We start from the raw sequence: 18,211 nt of genomic DNA on the forward strand, positions 1-18,211 counted from the left end.
CCAAGCTCTTTGTTCATGCCAGCAACCAAACCTAAATGATCAAGACCTTTTGTTGAATACGACGCCATAATTTTTCCATCACCCAAAGATAAGTAATAGATCAAATATGGCGATCTGCGTCAAGCTTATTTTATTATATTTTTGGGTGCGGAAAGACAGCTGTAACAGATTTTGTGAAAATACTTTTCATCAGTTACCCCAACAGGGTCAGAGAAAGGTCAAGCACATGAACCGAAAAGACTTGAAGCTGATAATATGACAGATAAGCGAACGAGTACGATAAAGCGACCACCTAACAGGCTAACTGAATTAGAGCAACAGCGGTTAAAGGTCAATTTTATACTTATATTTAGTGATGGATATTTATAGTCGAAAAATAGTTGGTTGCAGGTTCATGACACACAGCTAAGCACACTGTCAGCTGACTTAATGGTAAATATTTGCAGACGAGAGCAGGTAAAGCCTGAGCAAGTCACGTTGCACTCGGATAATGGCAGTCCAATGAAAGGAGCAACGTTATTGGCAACATTGCAGGAGTTAGGTATTGTTCCTTCATTTAGCCGACCGTCTGTGAGTAATGATAATCATTATTCTGAATCGCTATTTAAGACATTAAAGTATCGCCTGGAATACCCAGAAAAAGCGTTTGAAAATATCGCTAACGCAAGAAAATGGGTTAGCGGATTTGTAGATTGGTACAACAATGGGCACTTGCACAACGGTATTAAATTTGTCACGCCAAACCAGCGTCATTTAAGATTAGATAAAGCGATACTAGCGAAACGTCATCAGGTAAATGAAATGGCGCAATTACAGAACCCAAGTCGTTGCTCAGGAAAATCTCGAGATTGGACAATGATCAATGAAGTAAATTTAAATCCAGATAAACAAGAAGAAATGCGGGTGGCATAAAATTTAACTTGATGCGACAACTAACTTGAAAGCTCCGGTTTCACCCTCAGCCAATTAAGGAGACCTTACCTTGTTAGGCAGCTCGTAGACCCGATATAGATTCCACGACTTTTAGTGATTTATAATTGACCCTATCAAACACTCTGCTAATAGTCGGCTTGGTTTTCCCCTCCACACCATTACTGGCTTTCATCGGCCTAGCCTTACTCACTACTACGGGTTCATCTACCACCTCACACCAACGCTAAATCTTGAGTCTCCTCTTGAATTTAAGCCACTTACTCAAATTAAGTTTAGATGCCAGGCTTCCCCAGTTACTACACTGGCTCCCTGTTAGCACTTTATTAGATAAGCCACCTTCAAATGAATCTGCTATACCTAAAGAAAAGCGGGTTTTGCGCTATTTTGGACGCTTACCCATCAATACCGCCGAAACAGGTTACGGTTAGTTGTGTACCTCTAACTTCCTATCGCTTCCTTCAGACCCAGTCGTTAGCCAACTACGCCTTTGCGATTCGGATTATCTTCCCCTTAGTCAGGGTGATTAGGCTTCTTTCAGTCTATCGGGTTTTCCAGCTTCGCTGGGCAAAAAAAAAGAAGTTACTACAATAATGTAGTAACTTCAAAATAACATGCTAGGGAACATGTTACACTCTCTAACCGCCTAAAATTTTACCGTGACCCCCACATTGTAACGGGCACCATATTGTTCGTAACTTAACAATTGATCTTTAAAACGACCATGTTGTCTAGTTACTTCTTCAGTGATGTTTATTCCTTCCACAAAAATAGACACTGCATCAGAAATTTCATAACTTGCATTAATATCCCATTGCCCATATTCTTCAACAAATGTTGGCTCCCCTGCTCTTTGTGGTTGAAATAAAGCTAATAAGAAATCATCTCGCCAGTTATAGGCAAGTCTGATTTGAAATCCATTATTTTCATAAAAACCAATTAAGTTTGCAGAATCACTCAAGCCTGTTAATGCAAAAGTATTATCAACATCATAGACATCATATTTTACATCACCATCAACAGCGGTATAGTTAGCGACAAATCCAAAGCCGGTGTCACCAAACATATGTTGTAAGTTGACTTCCCACCCATCAACCTTAGCATCATCTAAATTACCTGGCGTGGCAATTTGAAAGTTAATGGCTGGATCATCTTGGGTAGAGAAACAAGCAGGATTACCACCAACGACTTCATCAGGGCAGCCAATACGAGGATTAATACTTGGGTCAGTTAACGGATTACCATTAACGTCAGGCATTGTCCCTTCACGAGTAGTAACACCAATAAAGTTCTCTACATACTTAGTGAAAAAGCCAATAGATGCATAACTTCCTTCATCGTAATACCATTCAAAGCTTAAATCGAGATTCTGCGATTCTAATGGTTTTAAATTTGGGTTACCTATAGACGCACTATAAGGACCTGTTGGGCGTGCATCGATAGTTGTTGATGGAAACAAAGACGATATATCTGGACGACTTAATGTCGTACTATAAGAAAGTCTTGTAATTATTTCATCGGTAAGTTCTAGACTAAAATCAAGATTAGGCAATAATCGAGTATAACCACCTTTAAGACTTACACTGTTGAGCTCCGGTGTAAATACCTCGCCAAACCTACCAGCAGTATTTACATAGTTTAATGCTGTAATTTCACGTTGCAGTGAAACTGCCGTAACATCAGTATCTTCCCAGCGTACACCAACATTTAATGTGTATGGTATATCATTGAATTCCCCTATAAAATCAAGGGCAACAAAAGCCGAGAAAGTTTCTTCCTGAACGGCGTTAAATGTAGGCTCTTCTTCAAAAAAGTAACCTTGTTCCTTTACTAAATCAAGCGCTTCAAGGGCACTAAAATCGGCAAGCAACGGAAATAAATTTTGATTACCTCCAATCTCACTACCAAATCCCTCACTGGATCTAAAGTTAATATCTAAAGTAGATATATCTACAGGTACAAATGCAATTGTACGTCTACTTTTGGTATCAATTTGATAATCAGTATTCATCACGCCAAAGTTGATTTTTGCTAGTGCACCATCACTGTTATTAACCCACTCACCTTCTAGTTGAAATTGCTTAATATTATTTTCAATTTCTAAACCACGGTTCTGAAATAAATCAAATTCTATGTTCTCTTTAGCAAACGGGTCTTGACCGGGTAAATCCGCTGCATCAAAAAATACATTAGGGCGACCATCAGGGTCAGTTATATACCCCACATCAACACCGCCCCTATCAGGTACCCCATCGTTATTTGTATCGTTAACGCGTGGGTTTTTCAAATTAATAATATATTCTGAATTTTGCCCATCTGGTTGAGAATGGGATGTTGAATCATGGTAATCAAAATTAAAGCTCAAGGAATCAGAGGCAATCCACTCTAAATTTAAACCAATTGAATCATTCTCTGTTTCATTAAGAAAGTGAAAACCCCAAAAATTTAATTCATCATCATTTCTAAATGGGTTAGTTACGGTACCATTCGCATCCGCATCACCACCCGTATCGCCATCAAGCCAGAAACTAGTCCTAGTCATGTTGTTGATTTCTTTAAAACGAGACATCGTGTAGTCAACTGTTGCTGTTAACGTATCCGTAGGGGCATATTGAAGTACCAATTGTCCATTTTGTCTTTCACGTTCGTAATCATGATTATCAGCATCTATAGTCAATGGCGCCCAATGCGTTCCATTTGGATTTAAAGAATAATCTATACCACTTTTATTTACATTTGATCCACGTTCAGGAATCCAACCTTGTGAACCAACTCTTTCTTTATGACTGTCACGTTCAGCATGAGATAGCGTAAGTAAAACACCAAATTTATCATCCCAAAACCTATTACTGATCATGCCAGACAACTCAGGGGTCACACTATCACCTTTATCTACACTGGTATCAATAACACCTTTAACAGTCGCTACGGCTTTAAAACCGTCGTAATTAAATGGTTTTTCTGTTTGCACATTGATTGTTGCACCAATCCCACCTGATGCAACATGTGCTTTACCTGTTTTATATACCTCGACGCCAGACACACTTTCAGCAGCTATTTCTCTAAAATTAAAGCTACGATTAATACCATTTTCTAGTAAAGTCGACGACGTAGGCATTTGCCTGTTATTTAATGTAACCAAATTATATGTTGGACCAAAACCTCGCACTGAAACTTGATTTCCTTCGTTATTAGCACGGTCTATAGAAACACCGGTAATACGTTGAAGTGATTCAGCAAGGTTAGTGTCTGGAAATTTACCAATGTCTTCTGCTGTAATAGCATCAACAACACCATTTGATTCCCGTTTGATATTAGCAGCACTCGCTAAAGAGCCACGAATACCTGTAACTTCAATAATTTCGACCTTTTGACTACTATCTTCAAAAGCATACAAAGGTGTAGAAACATTTAAAACAACCACAGCAATGGCTGTAGAAATTTTGCTTGGCTTAAATATTTTATTATAGTTTTTCATAAATCCCCTTATGTTGATGTTTATTAGAAAACTAATATACATCTATTAAATAATCCACAACAATATTGCACACAATATGCTGAAGATCAACCATAAAAAATCAATAATTAACCACGTAAAAACTATATCTATGTACCTTAAAGTAAATTATAATGATAATTAAGGTTTAATTAGAGATAAAATGAAGTTAATGGTTGTTAAAGTTGCTCTTTTGTTAGAGAATTTGTTTATAAAATAGCTTAAAGTATTTAAAAACATGACCTTAGTAAAAACTAAAGATTTATTCTCACCATTGCTGCTTGATGATAGCTCAATATATACACAAATAATTAAAGACATAGCTAACGGCACTTTCGTTGCTGGTGACAGGTTGGTTACCACTAAATTATCGAAGATGTATAACACGAGTGTTAACCCTATTAGAGAGGCACTAAAACAACTTCAAGGAGAAGGTTTTGTTACTGTTAGCCCTAATAGTGGTGCTCGTGTTACCAAATTTGAACACAATGCTATGCGTGATGTTTTTGAAATTTTGCAATTACTTGACCCATACTTAATTGAGTGGTTTGTATTAGAGCACTCGCAAGAGCAATTACAATCACTACATCAAATATTAGATAAAATGGACAATATCACTCCTGGTGATCATCGAACATATCGAGATTTAGATACTTGTTTTCATTGGGTAATGTATTGTCAACATTACAATAAAAGCGCAGTTGAATTATGGCGAAAAAACAGAATTATATTGCAAATTATGCATGTTAATTTACAAATTAGTGAATCGAGAATGCAGCAAAGCTTAATCGAACATCGTGCTATTATATCAGCCATTGAGAGTAGAAATGTTGAACTATCATTAACTATTTTAAGGAAGCATATTTCTAACAGCGGAAAATATTGGTCTAGACACTCTTAACTCCATAAAATTTGAATATTTAAGTCATTATTTTTTCTTTCGCTATTAAAATTAAGTAAATAAAAATGAATGTAAATACAACGAATACCAGTAATACCGGTAATACCGATTATATAATTATAGACTGGGGTACCAGTAACCTTCGTATCTTTTTAATGGATGCTAAGGATAATTTACGTAAAAAAATAGCCTCTCCAATGGGGCTATTAAAAGTAGAAGATGGGGATTTTGCCAACACGCTGCAAATAATTTTGTCAAGTTGGATACCCAGTTATCAAACATTACCTATTTTTATGGCAGGTATGGTTGGCTCTGCAAATGGTTGGCATTGCGTTAATTATATCGAAACACCCGTTAGTCAAGAGGCATTAAGTAATGCTAGTTTTCATTTCAAATTACCATGGTTAGCGTCTGCCACCATTATTCCTGGTATATTACACCATAACAATAATAGCAATGATGTTATGCGCGGTGAAGAAGTACAAGTTTTTGGTCTAATTGATAAAAATAATTATAAAAAAAGCAACTCAAATAAAATTAACAATTATAGCGTTATTTTACCTGGTACACACAGCAAACACGTTAATATCATAGGTGATGAAATTAGTAAAGTGGCATCATTTATGACAGGAGAATTATTTTCTGTTATTAGTCAATATACCATCTTAGGTAAAGATCTACCGGAACAGGTATTTAACAATAGTACATTTAAGTTAGGGGTTCAAGAAAGCCAAGCAACACAGTTGACTCGTGTATTATTTCAGGTAAGAACTCACAAATTATTTAGTACTATTAAAGAGGAGCATGTTGAAAGCTATTTATCTGGGTTATTAATAGGAAACGAACTTCAATTTATTGAAAAAAAACCGGTTTATTTAATTGGTAGTCCTAAGCTTTGTAATAAATATCAGCTCGCTTGTGAAGTATTAAGCATATCCGCAACATACGTAAATGATGACGAATGCTTTTTAACAGGAATGATAAAGCTAAAAAGCCTTATAAATGCCACAACACACAACCTATCTGCATCTTGAGCTGTGGTGGGTATATAACATCAACAATACTTGATGGGTTTTTTATATAAAGAGCTAATAGTTCTACGACTACTTCAAATCAATAGCGCGTAATTCCTTATGCGCCGTTAAGTAAATTGTTTTTTCAGTATCATCAAAAGCTATGTTAGCGGTGAATCCAGGCATATGAATTTTAGCAAGTAAAGTTTTATCTGCATCAAACACCCATACTCCACCCGGACCTGTTGCAAAGATCCAGCCCGAACTGTGAACTTTTAAACCATCTGGAGCACCAATTTCAGCTTCACCGCCCTGCTCTATGTACTAGGTTAATAAAATAATTCTTTTGATAAAACGTCTCCCTTAGCATCTAGTTTATACCGATACCAAGCAGAGTTTTCTTCGTAAGCGTCGGTTAAACCACACCTAAATTTTTTATTGAACAATAATTGAAATGAGCATTTTTTATTCTATGCTTAAATTGTTGTTAACAACACAGGTCAGGATGGCATGTTATGGACGCTTCAGGGATTAAGCAAGGTAGCACAATGCTGCTAAGGGATGAATGAAACAGGGAATGTTGATCACGGATGACTTCCCCCTGTATTCCAACACTTGATCACACTGTTGTTTGATTTTCTGCCATGCTAGCGTATTCAAGCTTTACACGCCAAGGTAATAGCTGTTCAACATCACAATCATGCTTACTCAGTGCTTCAAGACAATGTTCGATATAATCAAACGGGGTTAAGCCGTTGGCTTTAGCTGTTTCAATTATTGAGTACAGCATCGCACTGGCTTTTGCGCCATTAGCTGTATTGGCGAATAATCAGTTTTTTCTACCAATAAAAAACGGTTTTATTGTACTTTCTGCGCGGTTATTGTCAATACTCAAGTGACCGTCTTCAAGATAGCGAATAAGTTTAGGCCATTGGTTTTGACAATAACCGGTAGCTTTACCTAAAGCCGATTTTGGCACCACATTCGCTTTATTCAACCACTGTTCAAACTTCGCCAATAGTGGCTTGGCTTTTTCCAGACGTAATTGGTATTTTTCGTGTTCCGTTTTATCTTTGAGGCTTGTTTCTATCAGACTTCAGCTTCGTTAAATAAATCACCTTAGGCTGGATGTGCTTCACTACTCGCGCCAAAACGTTGCTGCTGCGCAAGGCGAAACTGCTCTATTAGCAGCTGTTTTTCTGCCATAAGATTTTTAACTTGTGACTGAAGTGAAAGCACCATTTCTTGTAGTGCTTTAGCATCGGTTGGTAAGTGGCTTTGATGAATAGTCATGCTGTTATTTTACCAAAACTTTTGGGTAAGTACTTGGTATTGTTTAGACTAATTCGTGATCAATAAAAGCTGGTTATGATCTCACGTTATAAGGCAACGGATTCATAATTATTCGCTTGATGACCAAGCACATCAAAGCCGTCAAAGAGCCAATGCAATTGTTGCTCTGACAAATTAAGTGAGTTAGCGTTAAGCTTAGTTGACCATTTAAACTTGTCTTTTTCAAGTCGCTTGTACCACAAGGCAAAGCCTGTTTTATCTCAATATAGAACTTTCAGCCTATCTCGCCCTTTATTGCAAAAAACGAAAACACTACCGGTTAACGGCGATAAGTGCATTTGTTGTTCAACAATCGCAGATAGACCATTAATGGATTTTCTAAAATCGACAAAATCACGATACAGAAAAACATCAGGAGCGTGGGTGAACATGTTCATAAACGCAGATCATTGATTAATGCAGCTAAATAGGTAGAGGATGTTTGTGAAGAAAAAACCAACTCAACTTTACCAATCGTTAATCGTGTTGGTTTGACTTGTGTGGCGACTTCTACCGTTTTAGTGATGCTGGCTTTGATAAAGGTATGCTCATCTTTAACTAATGAAGCTAATTCACTTTTGCGTTGGTAAAAAGTTGATTGTGATATTTTTTGTTGAAGACAACGTTGCTTAATGGTTAAGGTGCTTTGAGCTTGTTGTTGAATAATGGCTAACCATTTCTGTTGGGTACTTATTTGCATTGATTTTCTCTTATTTAAATTTGGAGAAAGGATAATAATTAGCAAACGTTATTGGTAGGTGTGGTTTAGGCGACGCTTACGGTTCTATGCCTTCAAACTCCATTTAGTGGTAAACCACTTAGGTGAAATAGTGGCGGCTAAAGTGACTACTGGAAATGTTCATGATACTCAACCAGTTACTGAGTTAGCAGAGAATTTGCCCGGTAAATGATATGGAGATAAGCCATCCCTTAATATCAGTGATATAGAGCTTAACTCTATGGTTGTTGCTTAAACAGATTTGGGGTTAATTAACTTCAACACTTTCACATATATTGTTTTGTGCTTTATGTATTAATCACCGTAGCCACTACCAATGGCGCTAAAGGGCATGACTAAACCGAGTTCTGGCACTTGATTTCCTATCCAAGCAACAAAGGTATTGCTGTTTGGGCCAGGAAAAACACTATATTCGTTGATATAAGGGTATTTTGTGATAGCTGCTTGTATTTTGGGGATGAGCTTAACCGCTTTATCCCCTTTTATTGACAAAAACAATTCTGGTTTTGAGCCAAACCAGTACCTATCTGGTGTTGTAGTAGTGTGCTGCCTGATTGCAGGTAGCCCTCGTTTTACTTGCCAGCCAGTTACTTCGTAAACGCTATATTCAGTCGCATTATGTTCTTTTATCGCGATCCAAGGGTGAACGGCAAACCAACCTCGCCAACTAAAGGCGTCAGCAGCATAAAAATCGATAATTGCTCGAGTATCTTCACTGGGTTGGCTTGCAATACCTGCAGGTTCACGGCTTGCTGTACGCCAATTAGTTTGAGTACAGGCATTAATCAGTAAAACTACACAAATAAGTACAAAATTTTTCATCATAGTATCGAGAATCGTTTTTGAAATTAAGCAACAACACAGCAATACTATCACAAGTTTTTAGCTTATTAGGGTTTTAAGGCTCCTATCATTTGTAACGAATTACTTTTAATATCATTAAGCGTAATTTCACTACCATCTCGCCATCTTACCTTCACTGCTTTAACAGTTTGCTCTTTTGCAAGACCAAAATGCGCAATGTTTAACACACTTTGGGAGTGAGATGCACTGGTAGAGCCAACTAACTTGGTTTGTGTCGCTGTATTCGTGGTAACTGTGACTTTAGCGCCCATCGAATCAACGCCTTTAGGTGAATAACCAATGCGTGTAAGCAAATAATTGTTACCTAACATCTCGGTATTATTTTGATATAAATGCCATAAACCGTTATCGTCATCACCACTTAACAGGTCAATTTTTCCATCTAAATTATAATCAAACGCAGTACCCATATCACCATGGGAGTCTTGGCCAAGTTCAGACGTTGCATTGTTCATTATTTTAGTTGTAAACGTTTCATCACCATTATTAATTAGCATCACATCAGCAATACGCTCTTTCAGTTCACCAAAGCGATAAACAAAAAAGTCATTAAAACCGTCATTATTAAAATCGCCTGGCGTTACGCCCCAATTATTATGATCTGTTTCTTGTGGTAAAACATGAGAGATATCGGTAAATTTATCACCATCATTTCGTAGCAATACATCTTGAATATTTCTATTTTGTGGTATCCAGTCAGCTGTGTAACTTGATAGCCCTTTGATAGAGGCTCGAACATCCCACGCTACGTTATCAGTCAACAGCCATTCTAAACGCCAGTTGTTTTCTGAGGTATAACCTAAATACCAACCCGTTTTATCAACTGATTTAGGAAAGCCCATGGCTTGCTCTTTTGTTACCGTCACCGAATCAACAGGTGTTGCAATTTCTGTTTTTGATGTCCCTAAAAATACCGGCATATTCTTTAAACGACGTGCTCGCGGAAAATGATAAAAGTCAGATAGTTCAATAGCACCTTCAGCATGTAGGGTAATACCATCATGACTTTTATTACCTTCATCACGAAGATCTAAGCGCCCTGTTGCTTCGTTAAAAGAAACACTATTGTTAGCAAGGGTGTAGTGTAGTTTTCCTCGGGCAAAGTAATAATCTAAATCACCATCATTATCAATGTCAGCTTGAGCGGCAGAAATAACACTTTTATAGTTATCAGATCCTTTTGGAAAGTATTGTTCAGTTACGTTGTTAAAGGTAAAGTCGTTATTTCCTAACCAAACACTCGCCTCTGAATATGTGGTAAAAGCAATCATATCGGCAATATGGTCGTTATTAATGTCGGTAATTAATAAGCGTTCAGCATCGATATTTTCAAAACTTGCATTTTTACGGTAAGTAAAAGTGCCATCACCATTATTTTCAAATAAGATATTGCGAGGCGCTTCTTCATTCACTACTTTTGCCGCATTAATTTGTAAAAAATCTAAATCGCCATCATTATCTAAATCTACCCAACGAACTGAACGCCCTCTAGCGCCCATTTCAGAGATTCCAGCTTCTACTGTAGCATCGACAAATACACCGTTATCATTGCGTAATAATCGTTGTGGTTGAGGTTTTTTACCGTTACCACCACCTAATGAAATAAGCACATCATTATCACCGTCTAAGTCATAATCTCCTGCTGAAATACCATGTAAATCAGCCTTATTAAAGATATCTGGAGTACGACTATAAGTATTATCGCCATTAGCCATAAATAGACGAATCGGGGTTGTATCATGATTGGTTAACAGAAAGTCATAGTGTCCGTCGTTATTAATATCAGAAACTGAAGGGCCGCCGTATTTCCATGCAGGCTCTGAAATGAGCCCTACTGTGTCAGAGACATCATTAAAAATAATATCCGTATTTAATGCTTGAGCATTGGCTTCTGCGCCAGTTTGATTATTATCACTTATAATTGACTGACAAGCAGGTAAAGCAACAAATGCAACAAAAGAAACTAAAGAAAGTGCCTTTGTTTTCATAAATAATTCCTTAAAGGTGTAGTGATTGGTTAGTGATAGAGTAGTGAGATAAAAGAATAAGAAATACATTTTCCATTATTTTAAAATCAAACTACGCAGTTCATTATGAGCGGTTAAATAAAGTGTTTTTTCGTGTTCGTCGAACGTAAGGTTTGCCGTAAATCCCGGCATATTAATACGGGCAAGCAAGGTTTTATCTTCATCAAACACCCAAACACCACCAGCGCCCGTAGCAAATACCCAACCAGAACTGTGTACTTTTAAGCCATCAGGCGCGCCAATTTCACCTTCAGCATTTACTTTTGGTTTATGAAAAAGTTCTTTCGATAATACCTTGCCATTTTTATCTAAACGATAACGATACCACGCAGGATTTTCTTCATCAGATACGGCAACATAGAGCCATTTGTTATCCGGCGATAAAGCAATGCCATTGGGAAAAGTGAGTGTTTTATCAATAAGTGTCAAATTGCCATTTTTAGATAAACGATATACCCCTTGAAAATCTAACTCTTTTGCTAGATCGTCTAATTGTTTAGGTAAACCATAGGGAGGGTCGGTAAAAAATAAATCTCCCATATTGTGCATGGCAGAGTCATTTGGGCTATTCAACTTTTTTCCTTGGTAATGACTTGCTAATACTTGGTAATTGTCGATTGGCTTTGTTAATGAGCTTTTCATTTTCGAGACCTGCCGACTTCTTGATTGCATTAAGTACAATTCATTTTGTTGGTTTAGCCTTAGACCATTAGAAAAACCGCTGTTTGCTAAATAAGTTTGTAATCCGTTGATATCGTCATAACGATAAACTCGATTATTAGGAATATCAGAGAACAACACATAACCGCCCTCTTTTACCCAAACGGGTCCTTCAACCCATTCAAAACCTGTAGCTAGCGATTTTAACTCTGCGCTTGTATCGAGCAATTGTAATGCTTTTTCACTATATAAGGTGAAAATACCCTGCTGTTGTGGCCATTGTGCTTTAGTGCTTGCTCCACCAGATGAACATGCTTGTAAAAGTACGCCAATAATCACGGTTATCAGTACGGATAAAACATTACTTTTCATGAGTACTAAACCTTCTTTTATAAATATTTTTGTTCACTTCTTTCGCTGCATCAACAAGCGGCTGATAGGGAATATCTGTCACCGAAACAAAACCTACATTGTAGTTTTCTCCATCAAGTGCCCTTCCTGTTAATGGTGAATCGATGTACTGGAACCAATGAGTGCCGACAAAATAAGGGTTGTCGATAGCGCTATTAACATATTCGGCATACTTTTTACCGCGATCCTCTTGGTTAGCTGCGTGAATAAGCCCTGGATTTAACAAGCCAGAATCTAACGCGCCATTATGAAACTCACCGATAATGCTCGGACGATCAATGTCTTTTAAAAAGCGCCAAAAATCATCCTTTATCACTTCCTTGTAATAGTTATAGCTAACAACATCAACCACCTCAGCAGCAGCTTTGCGTAATTCAGGGGTCATGCCCCAGTCGGCAAAGCGTACCCCCATATACAAATGATTCGGCATATAGGTATTCATTGCTTCATTAACAACAACAAAATACTGCTTACCGAAGTCATATAAAAATGTTGATAAATCGTCCACGACTTTATCGTTATAATCTGTTAACTCAACGCCTTCATCGAGTGCTACCCAAGATTTGATATCAGTATTCCAAGCAGCATTTAACATATGTATGTCTTTATACTTCTTGTGCAGTAACTGACTAAAATGTGCTTTTGCAGGGCTCTGGCTAGCATTTAATTTTAACGCGCTTATAGCGACCCCATATTGGCTACTAATACTGCCCATTTGTCCCCAGCTCTTTTCATTGTCGATAAATACCCCGACACACCACGGGCTATTTTTCACTTCGAGTGAGACTTGTTTAACGGTGGCATCAGCACGTTCTTTAAATGTTGGATCAAAGGGATCTGGTAACGGTGACCAATAATCGTTGCCACTACTAACAGTGTTATAATTGCCAATAATCCAGCCGTTTGCAAAATAAGGGTAGTTCGCCTTATCGTAATAGTTTGGATCAACCCAATTGCCAAATGAGGTAAAGCCCCATGTTTGCATACGCTTAACGGTTGTTTCTCGCCACTTTTGATCAATAACGTTTAAGTTATTAGTTTGATATTTTCTTGCTAAGTTTGCTTGATAAAAACTGTAGGTTTCACCTTGTTCAATAACCCCTGTGTGTACTTCTCGTCGGTAACCAAAGTGCTCTGCCATCGGATCACCGTATTTTGGTAACCAAGTAAACATATCTGCGCGTAAAGCTGAGCTTGTTTTGCGTGTTGACCAGGCAGATTCAGGCGCTCTATTTAAACCTATGGAGTCTTCAGGTGTTAAGTCTCCAGGTTCTCTTTGCTTAATTAAATTCTCATCAAAATCGTACCCTGTGATAGTTGAGGTATTAGCCATTCGAATATTCGCAATGCCATTTGAGAAAAATAAATAGCCTTGAGGATCAACTAAAGTCCATTTTCCTTGGTACTTTTCAACACGATAAAAACCTGTGGCAGCCAATTGAGGCCCCTCTTTCCAACCGTTATATTTACTACGCCCTTCAAGGGGGTTGTTCGATAGTGTTTTTTGTTCTGCCTCCGAGATTGAAATCAACTCATCGAGACTGGCGACTTTATTAACAAAGTCTATTTTGGTACTTTGGCCGAATTTATCGACTAGCCCAACTAAATATTGATTATTTATACTTTCAGGCTTTACCAGCTTGATGTTATCAAAGGTCAGTGTTTTATCTTCTGGTACACCAATAATTTTAAATGAAAGACTTTTAACTTGCGTTAGGTCGATATTTTTATTGCCATACCGCCAAATAATGGGAGTGTATTTGCTGTGCCAACTAAAAGGATTACTGCGAATGCCAGTTTCTTTTTGTAAATCAATGCCTGCAAGTTCAATAACATAACTTTTGTCTGAATTGGCAGGTACGGCAAAGCTTCGGTTGTGAGAAGCGCCTTTACTGTCTTTCACAGACACATACACATGCGCTGAAGAGTCGAGTAAATTCCCTATATCAAGGCCGATGCCAAAATCGCCAAATTGGCTCCAATTCCACGGTTGATCAGCGTTAAATTCCAATACTGATTCGTGATGATTTTTTCCTAAAAAGGTTACTTTTAGTACGCCATCGTTAACTAAACTACTGGTAGCATTGATTAGGTTAACTGATTTTTGCCAACCGTTTTTATCAAAATCATAAATAGTGGCTGTAGCTGCTAATTTATCGTTATTCATAGCAATTGAATTATTATTAGCCTTGGAAGTATCACTACAACTTGCTAACAATAATACACTACTCATTACGGTTGCTAATTTTAAAAGGGGAAGTTTCATGTAGCTATTATTCCTTGCGTTGAGACCTTATTCTGTAAACAAGAGATGGCTAACACCACCTTTTGTTTTTACTAAGAATTGATTCTATTTTTTATCGGTTAATCGATTCTGGTACATAGTTGAAGTAACGTCTTTTACTGCACTCACCAATTCAGGGTAAGGAATATCGGTCACGGTAACAAATCCAATATTGGCATTTTCACCATCAAACGCTCTACCTGTTATGGGTTCATCAACATATTGAAACCAATGTGCGCCAACCATATACGGTTTATTGAGTACACTTTCCATATAGGCTTTGTATTTGTTGGCACGATCTGTTTGGCCACTGGCATGAACAATACCAGGGTTATATAAGCCTGAATCTGGTGAACTTCCTATATGAAATTCACCAATAACAACCGGTAAATCAACTTCTTCTAAGAAGTCCCAATAATGCGCTTGTACACCTTCTTCATAAATATTGAAACTTAGCACATCTGAATATTTAATCGATGCTTTAATGATTTCATCTGGCATACCCCAGTTAGCCATACGTGCCCCCATATAAAGGTGGTTTGGCAGTACTTTTTCTAGGGTATTGTGAACAACAATAAAGTATTGCTCACCAAGCATTTCTAACATGCTAGATAAATCAGCAACTAATGCCTCATTATGTTCTTCAAAAGTAATACCTTTTGATACTTGAGCCCAAGAAGTGAAATTGGTACCCCAAGTTTTATTTAGTACGGCAATATCTTTATATTTTTTCTTGATATGCGCACTAAAAGCATTTTTTGCGGGGCTTTGTTTAGCATCTTTAGACAATGCGTCTAAAATTAAACCATACCTTTCTTCTACAGAGCCTTCTCTTTCACCCCAACTTTTTTCGTTGTCGATAAAAATACCAGCACACCATGGCGATGCTTTAACTTTATTAGCAACTTCATCTATTGTTGCTTTAGCACGCTCTGCAAAAACAGGGTCATAAGGGTCTGGCATTAAGCCCCAATGGTTAACTTTACCTGATAAGGTTTTAAAGTCTCCGATGATCCAACCATTAGCAAAGTAAGGAACTTGTTTTACTTTATAAAAAGCAGGATCAACCCAGTTACCAAAAGAAGTAAAACCCCAATCTTTCATGCGTTCAATGGTGACTTCGTGCCATTTATTCACGGCAGGCTCCATTGACCCTTCACCATATTTACGCTCTAAATTAGCTTGATAAAAACTGTATGTTTCACCATGCGGAATAGCACCTTTGTGAGTTGAACGACGGTAACTATAATGTTTTGCTAAAGGGTCGCTGTAATCAGGTAGCCATTCAAACATCTGATTTCTTAAGTCTGATTGAATGAAATGTGTCTCTTTAATTTTTGCAGGAATACTAACACTTCCCATAGAGTCTTCAGGTACTAATTCATCAGCATGACGAATGCGAATTGAATCATCAGCATAATCAACACCTGTTAACGTTGATAAGTTTGCCATTCGAACATTTGCAGGTCCATGCGAGAAGAAAACGTAACCTTGAGGGTCAACCATCCACCATTTACCATCAACTTTTTCAGTTCTAAAATACCCTGTAGCTTTAAGTTTAGGGCCTGCAGTGTAGCCGCCGTATTTAGAGCGGTTATCCATACCTTTACTTTTAGCAAGTTGCTGTAATTCTTCATTACTAACTTTTTTTAGCTCTTCCACAGACGAGACTTTAAGGGGGGTATCAATTTTTGCATTTTGTCCAAACTTATCGAGTATATTAACTTGCCAAGTTGGATCAAACGCTGGGTTTTGTCTAATACGAATAGCACTAATTTCAACTTCCTTATCTTCGAGTAGGCCAAGGGTGAAAAAATTAAGTGCGGCAATAGTATCTAAGTTCACGTTACTAGCACGCCATGAACGCCATACCATTAATACATCATCAGTTTTCCATGGTAGCGCATCTCCCCAAAAACCAGCTTCAGTCTCTGCTTGTTGGCCAGTTAGAGGAAAATAAATAGTTCCTTCATAATTGCCTGGAATACTTACTGAACGACTTTGATACTGACCCTGTTCATTTTCTACTGAAAGGTAAAAATGTACCGATTTAGATTGAACATTTTTCACATCAAAGGCTAAATTATAGTCTGGTAATTCATTTAAGTTCCATGGTGAGCTAGGTTCTATGCGTAAAATAGATTTGTTGGTATTAGCTAAGAATTTAATATCAACCTTTGAATTATCATTAATACTAATTTCAGTTGATGTTGGCTGTAACCAATTACGTTGTTTCTCTGAATCAAAAGAGACTAACGTTGTTAATAGTGTTTCCTTGTCAAAAGCATCCTGACTCTGCTCTTGAGAGATGCTACTTTTTGGTGTGTCTGCGCCACTATTTGCATTACACGCTGACACAATCAGCGGCATAATTAAAGCTATCGCAAGCTTTGGTAAATTATTGCGGTTCATTACTCTTCCTTATAATTTAAAATAAAAATTAATATCAAGACTATATTGTAAACAATTAACTATCAACACTTATATTAATTAAATAGGACGAATTACTGATAAATTAAAGATTGAGCGTAAGCGCGTAATTAGCCCCACATACCAATGTTAATGGTATCTATGCATAATTACCTCAGCATATTAATCGGAGGTAATGATGAAAAAACAGCAAAAAATAAAACACTGGCAAGCCATCTTTGAGCAGCATCAATCCACAGCGCCGCCTAAACATCATAAAAAAGGTAAACAAACATTAGCGGCGCATTTTGAGCGCGAAGCAGTTGAGCACAGGTTAACGGTACTTGATTGCCCATGCTGTGGTGAACAACTACACCATTGCGGTAGCGAAGACAGCGAGCAAGTCAAAATTATTCCGGCGAAAGTGAGTGTCATTAAGCACAAGCAATTTAAATATGCTTGCAGACATTGCGAGCACGAACAACTGACCAGTAAAATAATCACCGCACCTAAACCCAAGCAGCCTATTCCTGGCAGCATTGCGAGTCCAGAAGCGTTAGCGGCGGTTGTTACGGGCAAATACTGTGATGCCTTACCGCTTTATCGTTTAGTTGACATACTGGGTCGTGGCGGTCTTGAGCTATCACGAGGAACGTTAGCTAATTGGTGCATTAAAGCGGGTCTGCTTATCAAGCCTTTAGTGGCTGCCATGCAGCGTCACTTGCTTGGTGAGCATAGTTTGTGTGCTGATGAAACCCGTACACAGGTGTTAGATGAAGGTGATAACCCTAGCAGCAATTCCTACATGTGGGTTTATCGCAGCAATGAAACCAGCGATGAGCCAGTGGTTATTTACGACTACCAAGCAGGTCGCAGCCGCGCTTGCGCAGAAGCATTTCTCGCGGGTTATCAAGGCTATTTACAATGTGATGGTTATCGTGTTTATGACGGTATTGAAGGCATTATCCCTGTGGGTTGTTGGGCACACGCCAGACGTAAATACGACGAAGCTTTAAAGGCAGAATCTAAAAACAAAGGCCGAGCCCATAAAGCCATCAGTTTTATTAGCCAATTATATAAACTGGAAACCCAAGCGAAAAACAAAAAGCTATCCCCCCAAGCGCGGTATCAATTGCGTCAAGAAA

12 protein-coding genes and 4 pseudogenes are annotated in these 18,211 nt (G+C 37.9%); 5 read left to right on the forward strand and 11 right to left on the reverse strand.

Features of this window, described 5'->3' with window-relative positions; all coding sequences use genetic code 11:
* Nucleotides 1-317: 317 nt before the first annotated feature.
* Nucleotides 318-787: pseudogene (locus tag AC0UA9_RS16275) on the forward strand (transposase); the annotation flags it as partial.
* 789 nt (nt 788-1,576) lie between these two features.
* On the opposite strand, the gene AC0UA9_RS16280 reads toward AC0UA9_RS16275, so the two are convergent.
* A complete protein-coding gene (locus AC0UA9_RS16280; RefSeq protein ID WP_475661648.1) occupies nt 1,577-4,408 on the reverse strand; it encodes a TonB-dependent receptor in 2,832 nt (943 codons plus the stop codon).
* 256 nt (nt 4,409-4,664) lie between these two features.
* On the opposite strand from AC0UA9_RS16280, the gene AC0UA9_RS16285 reads away from it, so the two are divergent.
* Together AC0UA9_RS16285 and AC0UA9_RS16290 are read left to right on the forward strand one after the other, a co-directional pair.
* Nucleotides 4,665-5,327, forward strand: a complete 663-nt coding sequence (locus AC0UA9_RS16285; protein WP_475661650.1) for a GntR family transcriptional regulator — start codon at nt 4,665-4,667, stop codon at nt 5,325-5,327.
* Between the two features lie 65 nt (nt 5,328-5,392).
* Nucleotides 5,393-6,361, forward strand: coding sequence for a 2-dehydro-3-deoxygalactonokinase (locus tag AC0UA9_RS16290; RefSeq protein ID WP_475661654.1), 969 nt, complete (start codon nt 5,393-5,395; stop codon nt 6,359-6,361).
* A 69-nt stretch (nt 6,362-6,430) separates the two neighbouring features.
* On the opposite strand, the gene AC0UA9_RS16295 is transcribed toward AC0UA9_RS16290, so the two are convergent.
* From AC0UA9_RS16295 to tnpA, 5 genes and pseudogenes are all read right to left on the reverse strand, one after another.
* On the reverse strand, nt 6,431-6,661 hold the full coding sequence (locus tag AC0UA9_RS16295) for an SMP-30/gluconolactonase/LRE family protein (protein ID WP_475661671.1): 231 nt from the start codon (nt 6,659-6,661) through the stop codon (nt 6,431-6,433).
* Between the two features lie 298 nt (nt 6,662-6,959).
* A pseudogene (locus AC0UA9_RS16300) lies at nt 6,960-7,430 on the reverse strand (IS66 family transposase); the annotation flags it as partial.
* A gap of 29 nt (nt 7,431-7,459) precedes the next feature.
* Nucleotides 7,460-7,633 (reverse strand): hypothetical protein, encoded by a 174-nt coding sequence (locus AC0UA9_RS16305; RefSeq protein ID WP_475661658.1) that lies wholly within the window; start codon nt 7,631-7,633, stop codon nt 7,460-7,462.
* Between the two features lie 86 nt (nt 7,634-7,719).
* Nucleotides 7,720-8,070: pseudogene (gene tnpB / locus AC0UA9_RS16310) on the reverse strand (IS66 family insertion sequence element accessory protein TnpB).
* Nucleotides 8,067-8,372, reverse strand: a complete 306-nt coding sequence (gene tnpA, locus AC0UA9_RS16315; protein ID WP_475661660.1) for an IS66 family insertion sequence element accessory protein TnpA — start codon at nt 8,370-8,372, stop codon at nt 8,067-8,069. The pseudogene tnpB and the gene tnpA overlap by 4 nt, the downstream one beginning before the upstream one ends.
* An 82-nt stretch (nt 8,373-8,454) precedes the next feature.
* On the opposite strand from tnpA, the pseudogene AC0UA9_RS16320 reads away from it, so the two are divergent.
* A pseudogene (locus AC0UA9_RS16320) lies at nt 8,455-8,577 on the forward strand (transposase); the annotation flags it as partial.
* A 128-nt stretch (nt 8,578-8,705) separates the two neighbouring features.
* Here the strand turns inward: AC0UA9_RS16320 and AC0UA9_RS16325 are convergent.
* The 5 genes from AC0UA9_RS16325 to AC0UA9_RS16345 form a co-directional block, all read right to left on the reverse strand.
* The gene (locus AC0UA9_RS16325; RefSeq protein ID WP_475661673.1) at nt 8,706-9,233 is read right to left on the reverse strand and encodes a DUF3750 domain-containing protein; all 528 of its coding nucleotides are present in this window, start codon (nt 9,231-9,233) and stop codon (nt 8,706-8,708) included.
* Nucleotides 9,234-9,301: 68 nt separating this feature from the next.
* Nucleotides 9,302-11,263 carry a CRTAC1 family protein gene (locus tag AC0UA9_RS16330; RefSeq protein WP_475661662.1) on the reverse strand — a complete coding sequence of 654 codons (1,962 nt, stop codon included), beginning with the start codon at nt 11,261-11,263 and terminating at the stop codon, nt 9,302-9,304.
* 75 nt (nt 11,264-11,338) lie between these two features.
* Entirely contained in the window at nt 11,339-12,334 is a 996-nt protein-coding gene (locus AC0UA9_RS16335; protein ID WP_475661663.1) for an SMP-30/gluconolactonase/LRE family protein, read from the reverse strand.
* A complete protein-coding gene (locus tag AC0UA9_RS16340) occupies nt 12,324-14,639 on the reverse strand; it encodes an agarase (RefSeq protein ID WP_475661665.1) in 2,316 nt (771 codons plus the stop codon). The genes AC0UA9_RS16335 and AC0UA9_RS16340 overlap by 11 nt, the downstream gene beginning before the upstream one ends.
* Nucleotides 14,640-14,723: 84 nt before the next feature.
* Nucleotides 14,724-17,069 (reverse strand): agarase, encoded by a 2,346-nt coding sequence (locus AC0UA9_RS16345; RefSeq protein ID WP_475661667.1) that lies wholly within the window; start codon nt 17,067-17,069, stop codon nt 14,724-14,726.
* A gap of 196 nt (nt 17,070-17,265) precedes the next feature.
* On the opposite strand from AC0UA9_RS16345, the gene tnpC reads away from it, so the two are divergent.
* A partial coding sequence (gene tnpC / locus AC0UA9_RS16350; protein ID WP_475661669.1) for an IS66 family transposase occupies nt 17,266-18,211 on the forward strand: 946 nt, incomplete at its 3' end.

The sequence above is a fragment of the Colwellia sp. F1 genome (genome assembly GCF_056238625.1).

What these genes read in the sequence shown, in the direction of transcription:
- AC0UA9_RS16280 (WP_475661648.1), bottom strand. Translation starts at nt 4,408, where the DNA reads ATGAAAAACTATAATAAAATATTTAAGCCAAGCAAAATTTCTACAGCC.
- AC0UA9_RS16285 (WP_475661650.1), top strand. Translation starts at nt 4,665, where the DNA reads ATGACCTTAGTAAAAACTAAAGATTTATTCTCACCATTGCTGCTTGAT.
- AC0UA9_RS16290 (WP_475661654.1), top strand. Translation starts at nt 5,393, where the DNA reads ATGAATGTAAATACAACGAATACCAGTAATACCGGTAATACCGATTAT.
- AC0UA9_RS16305 (WP_475661658.1), bottom strand. Translation starts at nt 7,633, where the DNA reads ATGACTATTCATCAAAGCCACTTACCAACCGATGCTAAAGCACTACAA.
- tnpA (WP_475661660.1), bottom strand. Translation starts at nt 8,372, where the DNA reads ATGCAAATAAGTACCCAACAGAAATGGTTAGCCATTATTCAACAACAA.
- AC0UA9_RS16325 (WP_475661673.1), bottom strand. Translation starts at nt 9,233, where the DNA reads ATGAAAAATTTTGTACTTATTTGTGTAGTTTTACTGATTAATGCCTGT.
- AC0UA9_RS16330 (WP_475661662.1), bottom strand. Translation starts at nt 11,263, where the DNA reads ATGAAAACAAAGGCACTTTCTTTAGTTTCTTTTGTTGCATTTGTTGCT.
- AC0UA9_RS16335 (WP_475661663.1), bottom strand. Translation starts at nt 12,334, where the DNA reads ATGAAAAGTAATGTTTTATCCGTACTGATAACCGTGATTATTGGCGTA.
- AC0UA9_RS16340 (WP_475661665.1), bottom strand. Translation starts at nt 14,639, where the DNA reads ATGAAACTTCCCCTTTTAAAATTAGCAACCGTAATGAGTAGTGTATTA.
- AC0UA9_RS16345 (WP_475661667.1), bottom strand. Translation starts at nt 17,069, where the DNA reads ATGAACCGCAATAATTTACCAAAGCTTGCGATAGCTTTAATTATGCCG.